Genomic DNA, 15,022 nt, shown 5'->3' with positions numbered 1-15,022 from the left:
AACTATAAAATAAGAAAAGGAATATTTTTCTCATGACAAAAGGAATCTTAGGGAAAAAAGTGGGAATGACTCAAATCTTCACTGAATCTGGTGAATTTATCCCTGTTACTGTCATCGAAGCAACTCCAAACGTTGTTCTTCAAGTGAAAACAGTTGAAACTGACGGTTACGCGGCAGTTCAAGTTGGTTTTGATGACAAACGTGAAGTATTGAGCAACAAACCTGCCAAAGGCCATGTAGCTAAAGCTAACACAGCTCCTAAGCGCTTCATTCGTGAATTCAAAAACATTGAAGGCTTGGAAGTTGGACAAGAAATTACAGTTGAAACTTTCGCAGCTGGTGATGTTGTTGATGTAACTGGTACATCTAAAGGTAAAGGTTTCCAAGGTGTTATCAAACGCCATGGTCAATCACGTGGTCCTATGGCTCACGGTTCTCGTTACCACCGTCGTCCAGGTTCTATGGGTCCTGTTGCACCTAACCGTGTATTCAAAGGTAAAAACCTTGCAGGTCGTATGGGCGGCAACCGTGTAACAATTCAAAACCTTGAAGTTGTACAAGTTGTTCCAGAAAAGAACGTTATCCTTATCAAAGGTAACGTACCAGGTGCTAAGAAATCTCTTATCACTATCAAGTCAGCAGTTAAAGCTGGTAAATAATAAGGAAAGGGGAAATCAGTCGAAATGGCAAACGTAACATTATTTGACCAAACTGGTAAACAAGCTGGTGAAGTAGTTCTTAACGATGCGATCTTTGGTATCGAGCCAAACCAAGCAGTTGTATTTGATGTGATCATCAGCCAACGTGCTAGCCTTCGTCAAGGTACTCACGCAGTTAAAAACCGTTCAGCAGTCTCAGGTGGCGGACGCAAACCATGGCGTCAAAAAGGAACTGGACGTGCTCGTCAAGGTTCTATCCGTTCACCACAATGGCGTGGTGGTGGCGTAGTCTTCGGACCAACTCCACGTTCATACGCGTACAAACTTCCGCAAAAAGTTCGTCGCTTGGCACTTAAATCTGTTTACTCAGAAAAAGTGGCTGAAAACAAATTTGTAGCTGTTAACTCACTTGAATTCACAGCTCCAAAAACTGCTGAATTTGCAAAAGTACTTGCAGCATTGAGCATTGATTCTAAAGTCCTTGTTATTCTTGAAGAAGGCAACGAATTCGCAGCTCTCTCTGCTCGTAACATCCCAGGAGTTAAAGTTGCAACTGCAACAACTGCAAGCGTACTTGACATCGCAAATGCAGACAAACTTCTTGTAACTCAAGCAGCTATCTCTAAAATTGAGGAGGTTCTTGCATAATGAATTTGTATGATGTTATCAAAAAACCTGTCATCACAGAAAGCTCAATGGGCCAACTCGAAGCAGGCAAGTATGTATTTGAAGTTGACACTCGTGCGCACAAACTCTTGATCAAGCAAGCTGTTGAAGCTGCATTCGAGGGTGTTAAAGTTGCGAATGTGAACACAATCAACGTGAAACCTAAAACAAAACGCGTAGGTCGTTATGTAGGTCGCACAAACAAAGTGAAAAAAGCAATCATCACATTGGCTGCTGATTCAAAAGCGATCGAATTGTTCGCTACAGCTGACGCTGAATAATCAAAGGAGGAATTAACGTGGGTATTAAAGTTTATAAACCAACGACAAATGGCCGTCGTAACATGACTTCTTTGGACTTCGCTGAAATCACAACAAGCACTCCAGAAAAAAGCTTGCTTGTTGCTTTGAAGAGCAAAGCTGGTCGTAACAACAACGGTCGCATCACTGTTCGTCACCAAGGTGGCGGTCACAAACGTTTCTACCGTTTGGTAGACTTCAAACGTAACAAAGATGGCGTTGAAGCAATCGTTAAAACTATCGAATACGATCCAAACCGTTCAGCAAACATCGCTCTTGTACACTACACAGACGGTGTTAAAGCTTACATCATTGCTCCTAAAGGTCTTGAAGTTGGTCAACGCATCGTTTCAGGTCCAGAAGCAGATATCAAAGTTGGTAACGCACTTCCACTTGCAAACATCCCAGTCGGTACTGTTGTTCACAACATCGAGTTGAAACCAGGTCGCGGTGGTGAGTTGGTTCGTGCTGCTGGTGCATCTGCACAGGTTCTTGGTCAAGAAGGTAAATACGTTCTTGTTCGCCTTCAATCAGGTGAAGTTCGTATGATCCTTGGTACTTGCCGTGCTACTGTTGGTACTGTAGGTAACGAACAACATGGCCTTGTTAACCTTGGTAAAGCAGGTCGTAGCCGTTGGAAAGGTATCCGTCCAACAGTTCGCGGTTCTGTAATGAACCCTAACGATCACCCACACGGTGGTGGTGAAGGTAAAGCACCAGTTGGTCGTAAAGCACCATCTACTCCATGGGGTAAACCAGCTCTTGGTTTGAAAACTCGTAACAAGAAAGCTAAATCTGACAAACTTATCGTTCGTCGTCGCAACCAAAAATAATCTATTCTTAGTTGCTTAGCATTCTATATCATCCGCCAACTCGGTAGCCCGCTATGCGGGCAAGCCGCTGTGGTACATATTTTAAAGGAGAAAACACTAAAATGGGACGTAGTCTTAAAAAAGGACCTTTCGTCGATGAGCATTTGATGAAAAAAGTTGAAGCTCAAGCAAACGACGAAAAGAAAAAAGTAATTAAAACTTGGTCACGTCGTTCAACGATCTTCCCAAGTTTCATCGGTTATACAATCGCAGTTTACGATGGACGTAAACACGTACCTGTATACATTCAAGAAGACATGGTAGGTCACAAACTTGGTGAATTTGCACCAACTCGTACTTACAAAGGTCATGCTGCTGACGACAAGAAAACTCGTCGTAAATAATTTAGGAGGAAAACACAATGGCAGAAATTACTTCAGCTAAAGCAACTGCTCGCACAGTACGTGTTTCACCTCGTAAATCACGTCTTGTCTTGGATAACATCCGTGGCAAAAGCGTAGCAGACGCAATCGCAATCTTGAAATTCACACCAAACAAAGCTGCAGGCATTATCGAGGGAGTTTTGAACTCAGCAATCGCTAACGCTGAAAACAACTTTGGTTTGGAAAAAGCTAACTTGGTAGTCAGCGAAGCATTCGCAAACGAAGGACCAACGTTGAAACGTTTCCGTCCACGTGCGAAAGGTTCTGCTTCACCAATCAACAAACGCACAGCTCACATCACTGTAGTTGTGGCAGAGAAATAAGGAGGTAAAAACGTGGGTCAAAAAGTACATCCAATTGGTATGCGTGTTGGCATCATCCGTGATTGGGATGCTAAATGGTATGCTGAAAAAGAATACGCGGATTACCTTCATGAAGATCTTGCAATCCGCAACTTTATCAAAAAAGAATTGGCTGATGCGTCAACATCAACAATCGAAATCGAACGTGCTGTAAATAAAGTAATCGTTTCTATCCACACTGCTAAGCCAGGTATGGTTATCGGTAAAGCTGGTAGCAACGTTGATGCACTTCGTGCTCAATTGAACAAATTGACTGGTAAGCAAGTACACATCAACATCATCGAAATCAAACAACCTGATTTGGATGCACACCTTGTTGGTGAGTCAATCGCTCGTCAATTGGAGCAACGTGTGGCATTCCGCCGTGCTCAAAAACAAGCTATCCAACGTGCAATGCGCGCTGGTGCAAAAGGTATCAAAACACAAGTTTCTGGCCGTTTGAACGGTGCTGACATTGCCCGTGCAGAAGGCTACTCAGAAGGAACTGTTCCTCTTCATACACTTCGTGCGGATATCGACTACGCTTGGGAAGAAGCTTTGACAACTTACGGTAAACTAGGTGTTAAAGTTTGGATTTACCGTGGAGAAGTTCTTCCAGCTCGTAAAAACACTAAAGGAGGTAAATAACAAATGTTAGTACCTAAACGTGTAAAACACCGTCGTGAATTCCGTGGAAAAATGCGCGGTGAAGCTAAAGGTGGAAAACAAGTAGACTTTGGTCAATACGGTCTTCAAGCAACTACTAGCTCATGGATTACAAACCGCCAAATCGAAGCTGCCCGTATCGCTATGACGCGTTACATGAAACGTGGTGGTAAAGTTTGGATCAAGATCTTCCCACACAAATCATACACTGCTAAAGCTATCGGTGTACGTATGGGTTCTGGTAAAGGTGCTCCTGAAGGTTGGGTAGCTCCAGTTAAACGCGGTAAGGTTATGTTTGAAGTAGCTGGCGTTTCTGAAGAAATCGCTCGCGAAGCATTCCGCCTTGCTGGTCACAAATTGCCAGTTAAAGTTAAATTCGTAAAACGTGAAGCAGAATAAGGAGAAGACATGAAACTTCAAGAAATTAAAGATTTTGTAAAAGAACTTCGTGGCCTTTCTCAAGAAGAACTTGCTAAGAAAGAAAACGAATTGAAGAAAGAACTCTTCGAACTTCGTTTCCAAGCTGCTGCTGGTCAACTTGAGCAAACTGCTCGTTTGAACGAAGTGAAGAAACAAATTGCACGTATCAAAACTGTGCAATCTGAAACTAAATAATAGATTGGGAAAGGAGAATTTCAATGGAACGCAATAATCGTAAAGTTCTTGTTGGACGCGTAGTATCTGACAAAATGGACAAAACAATCACAGTTGTAGTTGAAACTAAACGTAACCACCCAGTCTATGGTAAACGTATTAACTACTCTAAAAAGTACAAAGCTCATGATGAAAACAATGTTGCTAAAGAAGGCGATATCGTTCGTATCATGGAAACTCGCCCACTTTCAGCTACAAAACGTTTCCGTCTTGTAGAAGTTGTGGAAGAGGCAGTTATCATTTAATCAACCTGAAAGGAGAAAATTGACATGATTCAAACAGAAACTCGTTTGAAAGTTGCTGACAACAGTGGCGCACGTGAAATCTTGACAATCAAAGTTCTTGGTGGTTCAGGACGTAAATTCGCGAACATCGGCGACATCATCGTTGCTTCAGTAAAACAAGCTACTCCTGGTGGTGCGGTTAAAAAAGGTGACGTTGTTAAAGCCGTTATCGTTCGTACTAAGACAGGTGCTCGTCGTGCTGATGGTTCATACATCAAATTCGATGAAAATGCTGCAGTTATCATCCGTGAAGACAAAAACCCTCGCGGAACTCGTATCTTTGGCCCAGTGGCACGCGAATTGCGTGATGGCGGTTTCATGAAAATCGTTTCATTGGCACCAGAAGTACTTTAATCAAATAGTTTTAGGAAATTTGTTACAGACTAGGCAGTTTGTTGTAGATAGTACTTGGGTACATCAAAACAAACTAACGAAGTCTGTGGCGGATTTAGTAAACTAGAAAACAAACTAAGTCCCCTGGTTAAATTACTAACCAGGGTGCCCATTAGGGCGTAAGAAATCATAGGAGAAATCAAATGTTTGTAAAAAAAGGCGATAAAGTTCGCGTAATCGCTGGTAAAGACAAAGGCGTTGAAGCAGTTGTCGTAACAGCACTTCCAAAAGTAAACAAAGTTATTGTTGAAGGTGTTAACATCGTTAAGAAACACCAAAAACCAAACAGCGAAAACCCTCAAGGCGCTATCGTTGAAAAAGAAGCTCCAATCCATGTGTCAAACGTTCAAGTTCTTGACAAAAATGGTGTTGCAGGACGCGTTGGTTACAAGTTTGTAGACGGCAAAAAAGTTCGCTACAACAAAAAATCAGGCGAAGTGCTTGATTAATCACGAAGGAAAGGAGAAGTATAATGGCAAATCGTTTAAAAGAAAAATATCTTAATGAAGTAGTTCCTGCTTTGACTGAACAATTTAACTATTCTTCAGTTATGGCTGTGCCAAAAGTTGATAAGATCGTTTTGAACATGGGTGTTGGTGACGCTGTTTCTAACGCTAAAAACCTTGAGAAAGCTGCTCAAGAATTGGCTTTGATCTCAGGTCAAAAACCACTTATCACTAAAGCTAAGAAATCAATCGCCGGCTTCCGTCTTCGTGAGGGTGTTGCGATCGGTGCGAAAGTAACTCTTCGTGGCGAACGTATGTATGAGTTCTTGGACAAATTGGTTACAGTTTCACTTCCACGTGTACGTGACTTCCACGGTGTACCAACTAAGTCATTTGACGGACGTGGTAACTACACACTTGGTGTGAAAGAGCAATTGATCTTCCCAGAAATCAACTTCGACGATGTTGATAAGACTCGCGGTATGGATATCGTTATCGTTACAACTGCTAACACTGACGAAGAATCACGTGCATTGCTTACTGGCCTTGGTATGCCGTTTGCAAAATAAGAGGGAGAGAATAAATGGCTAAAAAATCAATGATCGCTAAGAACAAACGCCCAGCTAAGTTCTCTACACAAGCTTACACACGCTGTGAAAAATGTGGACGTCCACACTCAGTTTACCGCAAATTCAAATTGTGCCGTGTATGCTTCCGCGACTTGGCTTACCTTGGACAAATTCCTGGCGTAACAAAAGCTTCTTGGTAAGATAAGATGTGCGAGCGTTTAGCAACCAACGCAAAGATAGGAGATTTGACGACGAAGTTCACTTCTAGGAAAATCTATCATCTTTGCTAAGGTTGTAGCTCGAACTCAATTATAAAAACAAACCCGATACAAAGTTTGCTTGCCAATTTGAACACGGGCGGAAGCCTGTGTGAAAAAGACAAACTTTCCTAGAAACGAGGTTTCTTCGTAAAGTTTTCTATTTTCACTTTGGCTTTTAGCGCCCTTTGTATCATGAATTAACTAGCAAGTGACTAGATCAAACTGCTAGTGAGAGGAGAAACAACAAATGGTTATGACTGACCCAATTGCAGATTTTTTGACACGTATTCGTAACGCTAACCAAGCAAAACACGAAGTGCTTGAAGTTCCTGCATCAAACATCAAAAAAGGGATTGCTACAATCCTTAAAAACGAAGGTTTTGTGAAAAACGTTGAATTCATCGAAGATGACAAACAAGGTATCATCCGCGTATTCTTGAAATACGGACCAAACGGTGAAAAAGTTATCACTAACTTGAAACGCGTTTCAAAACCAGGTCTTCGTGTTTACTCAAAACGTGAAGATATTCCTAAAGTTCTTAACGGACTTGGTATCGCAATCATCTCAACATCAGAAGGTCTTTTGACTGACAAACAAGCTCGTCAAAAGAACGTTGGTGGTGAGGTTATCGCATACGTTTGGTAATCTTTTAGCTTCCAATTTCGTCATGTGCCTGTGTTAGAGCGTCTTGACATACTCAAGTATGGTCTGCGTCGCTCTGCCTTGTCACATTTAGAAATTGAAACCTAAAAGCATGATACAAATGCGAGAGGACCAGTTCTTCGGGCGTGTTCAAATCTGACTTACTGATTATTTGGTATCATGCAACCAAACTAGAACAAGATTCACTAATTGAACACGCCTACAACTCTTTGAAAAAAGTGAAAAGTGTTTCAGAAATCCTTACCTTGTTCGTCGTAAACGTCTGAACTTTCTCTGGCCTTCGGTCAGGAAAGTCCTAGTCGTTCTGACGAGGGTGCGTCTGCGAAATCAAAGACTTCGGACTTACCGCTTATTTTTCTTCGAGTTGCTTAACGGCTTTGTATCTTGTTCACCCCGTGAAAACTAGTCGCTTGACGGCTTGATAATTTAACAGGAGAATTAAAAAATATGTCACGTATTGGTAATAAAGTAATTACATTGCCTGCTGGTGTTGAGCTTGCTCAAAACAACGGCGTGGTAACTGTAAAAGGACCTAAAGGGGAATTGACTCGTGAATTCCCAACTGCTATTGAAATCCGTGTGGAAGGTGCAGAAGTAACTCTTCACCGTCCAAACGATTCAAAAGAAATGAAGACTATTCACGGTACTAGCCGTGCTAACCTCAACAACATGGTTGTTGGTGTTTCTGAAGGCTTCAAAAAAGAACTTGAAATGCGTGGTGTCGGTTACCGTGCTCAATTGGCTGGTAACAAATTGACACTTGCTGTTGGTAAATCACATCCAGATGAAGTGGTTGCACCAGAAGGTATCACATTTGAAGTTCCAACACCAACACAAATTGTCGTGTCTGGTATCAACAAAGAAGTTGTTGGTCAAACAGCAGCTTACATCCGTAGCCTTCGCGCTCCTGAGCCATACAAAGGGAAAGGTATCCGCTACGTTGGTGAATTCGTTCGCCGTAAAGAAGGTAAAACAGGTAAATAATAGCTTGCTGAGGTGGCTGGACCACCTGGCTGACTATTTCTCAAATTGTTTCGTAAGAAACAGAATCATACATTAAGAGGTGAATATTGTGATTTCAAAACCAGATAAAAACAAAATCCGCCAAAAACGCCACCGTCGCGTTCGCGGTAAAATCTCTGGAACTGCTGCTCGCCCACGTTTGAACATTTTCCGTTCTAATACAGGCATCTACGCTCAAGTGATTGATGACGTAGCGGGTGTAACGCTCGCAAGCGCTTCTACTCTTGATAAAGAAGTTTCAAAAGGTACTAAGACAGAACAAGCTGTTGTTGTAGGTAAACTCGTTGCTGAACGCGCGGTAGCTAAAGGTATTTCTGAAGTGGTCTTTGACCGCGGTGGATATCTCTATCACGGACGTGTGAAAGCTTTGGCTGAATCAGCTCGTGAAAACGGATTGAAATTCTAATAGGGAGGACACTAAGAAATGGCATTCAAAGATAACGCAGTTGAAATTGAAGAACGCGTAGTAGCCATCAACCGTGTTACAAAAGTTGTTAAAGGTGGACGTCGTCTTCGTTTTGCAGCTCTTGTGGTTGTTGGTGACCGTAACGGTCGCGTAGGTTTCGGTACTGGTAAAGCTCAAGAAGTACCAGAAGCTATCCGTAAAGCAGTTGAATCTGCTAAGAAAAACATGATTGAAGTACCAATGGTTGGTACAACAATCCCTCACGAAGTTCGCTCAGAATTTGGCGGCGCTCGTGTATTGTTGAAACCTGCTTCAGAAGGTTCTGGGGTTGCTGCCGGTGGTGCAACTCGTGCCGTAATCGAATTGGCAGGTATCGCAGATGTGACTTCTAAGTCACTTGGTTCAAACACACCAATCAACATCGTTCGCGCAACAGTTGAAGGTTTGAAACAATTGAAACGTGCTGAAGAAGTGGCTGCACTTCGTGGCATCTCAGTTTCTGATTTAGCATAAGAAAGGAGATACTCATGGCTCAAATTAAAATCACTTTGACTAAGTCTCCAATCGGTCGCAAACCAGAACAACGTAAAACAGTTGTTGCACTTGGACTTGGTAAATTGAACTCTTCAGTTGTTAAAGAAGATAACCCAGCTATTCTTGGAATGGTGAACGCTATCTCTCACTTGGTAACTGTAGAAGAAGTTAAATAATCTAACAAATAGACTAAGTCGCATAGAGAAATCTTTGCGACTTCTAGTCCATTTTACATATTTACATACAGCGAGTTTGTGGAGGAAGACTCTTGTACTTCACAGGCGCTAGCATATAAAAGAGGAGAAATAATAATGAAACTTCATGAATTACAACCTGCTACAGGTTCTCGTAAAGTCCGCAACCGTGTAGGTCGTGGTACATCATCAGGTAACGGTAAAACATCTGGCCGTGGTCAAAAAGGTCAAAAAGCTCGTAGCGGTGGCGGTGTTCGCCCAGGTTTTGAAGGTGGACAAACTCCATTGTTCCGTCGTCTTCCAAAACGTGGATTTACAAATATCAACGCTAAAGAGTACGCAATCGTTAACCTTGATCAATTGAACGCTTTTGAAGATGGTGCAGAAGTAACACCAGTTGTGCTTATCGAAGCTGGAATCGTTAAAGCTGAAAAATCAGGAATTAAAATTCTTGGTAACGGTGAATTGACGAAGAAATTGACAGTTAAAGCTGCTAAATTCTCTAAATCAGCTGAAGAAGCAATCACTTCTAAAGGTGGCTCAGTAGAAGTCATCTAAGAGGTGGCAGCCTATGTTTTTTAAACTTTTAAAAGATGCCTTAAAGGTAAAATTGGTACGTAGTAAAATTCTATTTACTATCTTTATCCTTTTTGTCTTCCGCGTAGGAACCCACATTACAGTACCAGGAGTAAACGCAAAGAGTCTTGAGGCCTTGTCAAACCTTCCGTTCTTGAACATGTTGAGTTTGGTTTCAGGAAATGCTATGCGTAATTTCTCAGTTTTCGCACTAGGTGTTAGTCCTTATATTACAGCTTCCATCATTGTTCAACTTTTACAAATGGATATTTTACCTAAATTTGTTGAATGGGGTAAGCAAGGTGAAGTTGGTCGTCGTAAACTAAATCAAGCAACACGCTACATTTCTTTGGTACTGGCATTTGTTCAATCGATTGGTATTACAGCAGGCTTTAATGCTTTGTCCGGTGCAAAATTGACCAATATGCCATTAAATTGGCAAACATATTTGTTGATTGGAGCGATTTTGACAACAGGTTCGATTATTGTAACCTGGCTGGGGGAACAGATTTCTGAAAAGGGCTATGGTAATGGTACATCAATGATCATCTTTGCAGGGATTATTTCATCGTTACCAGGAACTTTTCACGAGATTTACATTGATCGCTTTGTTAATATTGAATCAAGTCGTTTGGGGGAATCAGCAATCTTTGTTGCTGCACTCGTCGTATTAATATTCTTTGTTGTGTATTTTACAACTTTTGTACAACAAGCAGAATATAAATTACCAATTCAATATACAAAACGTGCACAAGGAGCACCTTCTAGCTCATATTTACCCCTGAAATTGAATCCAGCAGGAGTTATTCCCGTAATCTTTGCAGGCTCAATCACTGCAGTTCCAACTTCTTTGATTCAATATTTCGCAAGTCAAAATAAGAGTGCCGGGTGGTTATTGACGGTTCAGGAATACTTTGATTATTCAACTGCTAAAGGTATGATTGTATATGCAGGTTTAATTATTGCCTTTACATTCTTCTACACCTTTGTTCAAGTAAATCCTGAGAAGACTGCAGAAAGCCTTCAGAAAAGTGCAGCCTATATCCATGGAGTTCGTCCTGGTAATGGCACTGAACAGTTTTTGTCAAAATTATTGACAAGATTGGCAGTAATCGGTGCACTCTTCTTGAGTTTTGTAGCTTTGCTGCCTATCCTTGCGCAAAATCTCTTTGGGCTTTCTTCAAGCATTGCGTTCCTTGGTACAAGTTTGATTATCGTAATCTCTACAAGTATCGAAGGCATCAAGCAATTAGAAGGCTACCTTCTTAAGAGAAAATATGTAGGTTTCTTAGAAATTACAGAATAGAATATAGGTTGACCTAGTCAACCTTCTATTTTGTTTTTAGATAAGTTTGTCAATAATGGCAAATTTATGTGAAAACAAAATAAGGAGTTTGTCATGAATCTTTTAATTATGGGTTTACCAGGTGCTGGTAAAGGGACACAAGCGGCCAAGATTGTTGAGAAATTCAATGTTGCTCATATTTCAACAGGAGATATGTTCCGTGCAGCAATGGCCAATCAGACTGAAATGGGTATTCTTGCCAAGTCGTACATTGATAAGGGGGACCTCGTTCCTGATGAAGTTACTAATGGCATTGTCAAAGAACGTTTGGTTCAGGATGACATCAAGGAAAAAGGCTTTTTACTAGATGGCTATCCTCGTACGATTGAACAAGCCCATGCCTTGGATGAAAATTTGGCTGACTTAGGAATTGAGTTGCAAGGTGTTATCAATATTGAGATTGACCCTTCAAAATTGGTAGAGCGTCTCAGCGGTCGTATTATTCATAAAGAAACCGGAGAGACTTTCCACAAAGTATTCAATCCACCTGTTGGAGACTACAAAGAGGAAGACTTCTATCAACGTGAAGATGACAAGCCAGAATCTGTCAAACGTCGTTTAGAGGTCAATATCGCACAAGGACAGCCAATCATTGATCATTATCGTGCAAAAGGGCTGGTCCATGATATTGAAGGTGACCAAGACATTGACCTTGTTTTCCAAGCAATTGATACAGTGCTATCAAAATTGCAATAAACTAATAGATTTGGCTTGCATTTTTTATACAAAGATGATAAAATAGCCTAGTCTGACTTATAATTGTTACCTCTGTGTTCAGAGGACATCAAATCGATATTTAGAGAGGGGTTACTTTTGCATGGCAAAAGAAGATGTGATTGAAATTGAAGGCAAAGTAGTCGATACAATGCCAAATGCTATGTTTACTGTTGAGTTGGAGAATGGACACCAAGTCCTTGCAACTGTTTCAGGTAAAATCCGTAAAAACTACATTCGTATTTTGGTCGGTGACCGCGTAACTGTTGAGCTTAGTCCATACGACTTGACACGTGGACGTATCACATACCGCTTTAAATAGTCGAAATACTTGGAGGGATTAAACATGAAAGTAAGACCATCGGTCAAACCAATTTGCGAATACTGCAAAGTTATTCGTCGTAATGGTCGTGTTATGGTGATTTGCCCAGCAAACCCTAAACACAAGCAACGTCAAGGTTAAGAAATAGAAAGGAGAAAACATGGCTCGTATTGCTGGAGTTGACATTCCAAATGACAAACGTGTAGTTATTTCATTAACTTATGTTTATGGTATCGGTCTTGCAACATCTAAAAAAATTCTTGCAGCTGCAGGTATTTCAGAAGATGTACGCGTGAAAGATTTGACATCAGATCAAGAAGATGCTATTCGTCGTGAAGTTGATGCAATCAAAGTTGAAGGTGACCTCCGTCGTGAAGTTAACTTGAACATCAAACGTTTGATGGAAATCGGTTCATACCGTGGTATCCGTCACCGTCGTGGACTTCCTGTCCGTGGACAAAACACTAAAAACAATGCCCGCACTCGTAAAGGTAAAGCTGTTGCGATCGCAGGTAAGAAAAAATAAAATAGGAGGTAGAAAAATTGGCTAAACCAACACGTAAACGTCGTGTGAAAAAGAATATCGAATCTGGTATTGCACATATTCACGCAACATTTAATAACACTATTGTTATGATTACTGATGTGCATGGTAACGCTATTGCTTGGTCATCAGCTGGTGCTCTTGGTTTTAAAGGTTCTCGTAAATCTACACCATTCGCGGCTCAAATGGCTTCAGAAGCTGCTGCTAAATCTGCACAAGAACACGGTCTTAAAACAGTTGAAGTTACCGTTAAAGGCCCAGGTTCAGGTCGTGAGTCTGCTATCCGCGCTCTTGCTGCCGCTGGTCTTGAAGTAACAGCAATTCGTGATGTGACTCCTGTACCACACAATGGTGCTCGTCCTCCAAAACGTCGCCGTGTATAATCATACATTCCATACACAGCTTTTCGTTTAAGAGGGAGTAAGAAATGATTGAGTTTGAAAAACCAACAATAACAAAAATTGATGAAAATAAAGATTACGGCAGATTTGTAATCGAACCATTAGAACGTGGTTACGGTACAACTCTTGGTAACTCTCTTCGTCGTGTACTTCTTGCCTCACTTCCAGGTGCTGCAGTAACATCGATTAAAATTGATGGTGTACTCCACGAATTCGACACAGTTCCAGGTGTTCGTGAAGATGTTATGCAAATTATTCTTAACATCAAAGGCATTGCTGTAAAATCTTATGTCGAAGACGAAAAGAAAATTGAACTTGATGTAGTAGGTCCAGCTGAAGTAACAGCAGGAGACATTCTTACAGATAGTGACATTGAAATTGTAAACGCTGACCATTATCTCTTTACCATTGCTGATGGTGCCACTTTTAAAGCTGTTTTGACTGTCAATTCAGGTCGTGGTTATGTACCAGCTGAGGATAATAAGAAAGATGATGCACCAGTGGGAACACTTGCTGTAGATTCTATCTATACGCCAGTGAAGAAAGTCAATTATCAAGTTGAACCAGCTCGTGTTGGTAGCAACGATGGTTTTGACAAATTAACACTTGAAATCAACACAAATGGCACCATTATTCCAGAAGATGCTTTAGGTCTTTCTGCACGTATTTTGATGGAGCACTTAGGTCTCTTCACTGACTTGACTGAAGTTGCAAAATCTGCAGAAGTGATGAAAGAAGCTGAAGTGGCTTCAGATGATCGTATGCTTGATCGTACGATTGAAGAATTGGATCTATCTGTTCGCTCATATAACTGTCTGAAACGTGCAGGCATTAACACTGTATTCGACTTGACAGAGAAAACTGAGCCAGAAATGATGAAAGTGCGCAATCTTGGTCGCAAGAGTCTTGAAGAAGTTAAAGTTAAACTGGCTGATCTTGGTCTAGGATTGAAAAAAGATAAATAATATAGGAGGAAATCATGGCATACCGTAAACTAGGACGCACTAGCTCACAACGTAAAGCAATGTTGCGCGATTTGACAACTGACCTTTTGATCAACGAATCAATCGTTACAACTGAAGCTCGTGCTAAAGAAATCCGTAAAACAGTTGAAAAAATGATCACACTTGGTAAACGTGGTGATTTGCACGCACGTCGTCAAGCAGCAGCATTTGTTCGTAACGAAATTGCATCTGAAAACTATGATGAAGCAACTGATAAGTACACTTCTACTACAGCACTTCAAAAATTGTTCTCTGAAATTGCACCTCGTTATGCAGAACGTAATGGTGGATATACTCGTATCCTTAAAACTGAACCACGTCGTGGTGATGCTGCACCAATGGCAATTATCGAACTTGTATAAGATCATCAATTTTGTTGAGTGTTATGATGATGGAATCCTATTCTGATTCTTAGTCTAGCTCTGGTCTACCGCTGAGCTTGTCTCAGCGGTAACACTCATCATGTTGATTGGACGCTTGTTTACGAAATTACTCTAAGATAGAATAATTTCGTAAGCAGGCGTTTTTATTAGATGATACATATCAGAAACAGATCATTTACAAGAAGAACGAATCAATAGTTATTTATCACAATCTTAGAACTATACCAAATAACACCCTTCTGGAGCAGAATGCAATGTTTGCCATAGAGTATCAATAGCAAATGTACTTTAAAAAAAGAAAAATCAAATAAAGTAAGCTAGACAAAAATGTCCTGTAGAAAGGCAGCACTTTTCGATAAACTTAAACCATCAACAAAAGGAGATTAAGAAATGGAATTCGAAAAAGTGTACGCAAGTGTC

General features: G+C 41.0%; 28 protein-coding genes. All 28 read left to right on the top strand.

What is annotated here, in order from left to right; genetic code table 11:
- The first annotated feature begins 32 nt into the window (after positions 1–32).
- The 28 genes from rplC (at position 33) to rplQ (ending at position 14,581) form a co-directional block, all read left to right on the top strand.
- Entirely contained in the window at positions 33–659 is a 627-nt protein-coding gene (rplC, locus tag ODU37_RS09035) for a 50S ribosomal protein L3 (protein WP_011921686.1), read from the top strand.
- Between the two features lie 24 nt (positions 660–683).
- On the top strand, positions 684–1,307 hold the full coding sequence (rplD, locus tag ODU37_RS09030) for a 50S ribosomal protein L4 (protein ID WP_004195490.1): 624 nt from the start codon (positions 684–686) through the stop codon (positions 1,305–1,307).
- On the top strand, positions 1,307–1,606 hold the full coding sequence (locus ODU37_RS09025; protein WP_004195491.1) for a 50S ribosomal protein L23: 300 nt from the start codon (positions 1,307–1,309) through the stop codon (positions 1,604–1,606). Before rplD ends, ODU37_RS09025 begins: the two co-directional genes overlap by 1 nt.
- Before the next feature lie 17 nt (positions 1,607–1,623).
- Positions 1,624–2,457: a 50S ribosomal protein L2 gene (gene rplB / locus ODU37_RS09020; RefSeq protein ID WP_002936663.1), complete on the top strand. Its 834-nt coding sequence runs from the start codon at positions 1,624–1,626 to the stop codon at positions 2,455–2,457.
- 101 nt (positions 2,458–2,558) lie between these two features.
- Positions 2,559–2,840: a 30S ribosomal protein S19 gene (gene rpsS, locus ODU37_RS09015; RefSeq protein WP_000533766.1), complete on the top strand. Its 282-nt coding sequence runs from the start codon at positions 2,559–2,561 to the stop codon at positions 2,838–2,840.
- Between the two features lie 17 nt (positions 2,841–2,857).
- Positions 2,858–3,202, top strand: a complete 345-nt coding sequence (rplV, locus tag ODU37_RS09010) for a 50S ribosomal protein L22 (RefSeq protein WP_002936662.1) — start codon at positions 2,858–2,860, stop codon at positions 3,200–3,202.
- 12 nt (positions 3,203–3,214) lie between these two features.
- Positions 3,215–3,868 carry a 30S ribosomal protein S3 gene (gene rpsC / locus ODU37_RS09005; RefSeq protein WP_002936661.1) on the top strand — a complete coding sequence of 218 codons (654 nt, stop codon included), beginning with the start codon at positions 3,215–3,217 and terminating at the stop codon, positions 3,866–3,868.
- Positions 3,869–3,871: 3 nt separating this feature from the next.
- Positions 3,872–4,285, top strand: coding sequence for a 50S ribosomal protein L16 (rplP, locus tag ODU37_RS09000; RefSeq protein WP_002936660.1), 414 nt, complete (start codon positions 3,872–3,874; stop codon positions 4,283–4,285).
- Between the two features lie 9 nt (positions 4,286–4,294).
- Positions 4,295–4,501: a 50S ribosomal protein L29 gene (rpmC, locus tag ODU37_RS08995; protein WP_002936659.1), complete on the top strand. Its 207-nt coding sequence runs from the start codon at positions 4,295–4,297 to the stop codon at positions 4,499–4,501.
- A 23-nt stretch (positions 4,502–4,524) separates the two neighbouring features.
- Entirely contained in the window at positions 4,525–4,785 is a 261-nt protein-coding gene (gene rpsQ, locus ODU37_RS08990; RefSeq protein WP_000440801.1) for a 30S ribosomal protein S17, read from the top strand.
- Positions 4,786–4,809: 24 nt separating this feature from the next.
- A complete protein-coding gene (gene rplN, locus ODU37_RS08985; RefSeq protein ID WP_002936658.1) occupies positions 4,810–5,178 on the top strand; it encodes a 50S ribosomal protein L14 in 369 nt (122 codons plus the stop codon).
- A 182-nt stretch (positions 5,179–5,360) separates the two neighbouring features.
- Positions 5,361–5,666: a 50S ribosomal protein L24 gene (gene rplX, locus ODU37_RS08980; protein ID WP_002936656.1), complete on the top strand. Its 306-nt coding sequence runs from the start codon at positions 5,361–5,363 to the stop codon at positions 5,664–5,666.
- 23 nt (positions 5,667–5,689) lie between these two features.
- Positions 5,690–6,232 carry a 50S ribosomal protein L5 gene (gene rplE / locus ODU37_RS08975; RefSeq protein WP_002936653.1) on the top strand — a complete coding sequence of 181 codons (543 nt, stop codon included), beginning with the start codon at positions 5,690–5,692 and terminating at the stop codon, positions 6,230–6,232.
- 14 nt (positions 6,233–6,246) lie between these two features.
- Positions 6,247–6,432 carry a type Z 30S ribosomal protein S14 gene (locus tag ODU37_RS08970; protein ID WP_002936651.1) on the top strand — a complete coding sequence of 62 codons (186 nt, stop codon included), beginning with the start codon at positions 6,247–6,249 and terminating at the stop codon, positions 6,430–6,432.
- Positions 6,433–6,739: 307 nt separating this feature from the next.
- Entirely contained in the window at positions 6,740–7,138 is a 399-nt protein-coding gene (rpsH, locus tag ODU37_RS08965; protein WP_002936647.1) for a 30S ribosomal protein S8, read from the top strand.
- A 465-nt stretch (positions 7,139–7,603) separates the two neighbouring features.
- The gene (gene rplF, locus ODU37_RS08960) at positions 7,604–8,140 is read left to right on the top strand and encodes a 50S ribosomal protein L6 (protein WP_004195502.1); all 537 of its coding nucleotides are present in this window, start codon (positions 7,604–7,606) and stop codon (positions 8,138–8,140) included.
- Positions 8,141–8,228: 88 nt separating this feature from the next.
- On the top strand, positions 8,229–8,585 hold the full coding sequence (rplR, locus tag ODU37_RS08955; RefSeq protein ID WP_002936641.1) for a 50S ribosomal protein L18: 357 nt from the start codon (positions 8,229–8,231) through the stop codon (positions 8,583–8,585).
- 18 nt (positions 8,586–8,603) lie between these two features.
- Complete coding sequence (rpsE, locus tag ODU37_RS08950; protein ID WP_002936639.1) at positions 8,604–9,098, top strand: 30S ribosomal protein S5; 495 nt, start codon at positions 8,604–8,606, stop codon at positions 9,096–9,098.
- Positions 9,099–9,112: 14 nt separating this feature from the next.
- Complete coding sequence (gene rpmD, locus ODU37_RS08945) at positions 9,113–9,295, top strand: 50S ribosomal protein L30 (RefSeq protein WP_002936638.1); 183 nt, start codon at positions 9,113–9,115, stop codon at positions 9,293–9,295.
- 135 nt (positions 9,296–9,430) lie between these two features.
- The gene (rplO, locus tag ODU37_RS08940; protein ID WP_002936637.1) at positions 9,431–9,871 is read left to right on the top strand and encodes a 50S ribosomal protein L15; all 441 of its coding nucleotides are present in this window, start codon (positions 9,431–9,433) and stop codon (positions 9,869–9,871) included.
- Positions 9,872–9,884: 13 nt separating this feature from the next.
- Complete coding sequence (gene secY, locus ODU37_RS08935) at positions 9,885–11,195, top strand: preprotein translocase subunit SecY (RefSeq protein ID WP_002936636.1); 1,311 nt, start codon at positions 9,885–9,887, stop codon at positions 11,193–11,195.
- A gap of 93 nt (positions 11,196–11,288) precedes the next feature.
- Positions 11,289–11,930 (top strand): adenylate kinase, encoded by a 642-nt coding sequence (locus ODU37_RS08930; protein WP_002936630.1) that lies wholly within the window; start codon positions 11,289–11,291, stop codon positions 11,928–11,930.
- A gap of 121 nt (positions 11,931–12,051) precedes the next feature.
- On the top strand, positions 12,052–12,270 hold the full coding sequence (gene infA, locus ODU37_RS08925) for a translation initiation factor IF-1 (RefSeq protein WP_002936627.1): 219 nt from the start codon (positions 12,052–12,054) through the stop codon (positions 12,268–12,270).
- Between the two features lie 24 nt (positions 12,271–12,294).
- Positions 12,295–12,411 carry a 50S ribosomal protein L36 gene (gene rpmJ / locus ODU37_RS08920; protein ID WP_001808836.1) on the top strand — a complete coding sequence of 39 codons (117 nt, stop codon included), beginning with the start codon at positions 12,295–12,297 and terminating at the stop codon, positions 12,409–12,411.
- 19 nt (positions 12,412–12,430) lie between these two features.
- The gene (rpsM, locus tag ODU37_RS08915; RefSeq protein WP_002936622.1) at positions 12,431–12,796 is read left to right on the top strand and encodes a 30S ribosomal protein S13; all 366 of its coding nucleotides are present in this window, start codon (positions 12,431–12,433) and stop codon (positions 12,794–12,796) included.
- A gap of 17 nt (positions 12,797–12,813) precedes the next feature.
- On the top strand, positions 12,814–13,197 hold the full coding sequence (rpsK, locus tag ODU37_RS08910) for a 30S ribosomal protein S11 (protein ID WP_004195509.1): 384 nt from the start codon (positions 12,814–12,816) through the stop codon (positions 13,195–13,197).
- Positions 13,198–13,241: 44 nt separating this feature from the next.
- On the top strand, positions 13,242–14,180 hold the full coding sequence (locus ODU37_RS08905) for a DNA-directed RNA polymerase subunit alpha (RefSeq protein ID WP_105243466.1): 939 nt from the start codon (positions 13,242–13,244) through the stop codon (positions 14,178–14,180).
- A 14-nt stretch (positions 14,181–14,194) separates the two neighbouring features.
- Positions 14,195–14,581: a 50S ribosomal protein L17 gene (gene rplQ / locus ODU37_RS08900; protein WP_000331493.1), complete on the top strand. Its 387-nt coding sequence runs from the start codon at positions 14,195–14,197 to the stop codon at positions 14,579–14,581.
- The last annotated feature ends 441 nt before the right edge of the window (positions 14,582–15,022 follow it).

It is taken from the genome of Streptococcus sp. 2021WUSS109, assembly GCF_044427305.1.
GTDB classification, from domain to species: Bacteria; Bacillota; Bacilli; order Lactobacillales; family Streptococcaceae; genus Streptococcus; species Streptococcus suis.
The sequence above is the reverse complement of the archived record's forward strand: the minus strand, read 5'-3'. Positions and strand labels throughout refer to the sequence as shown.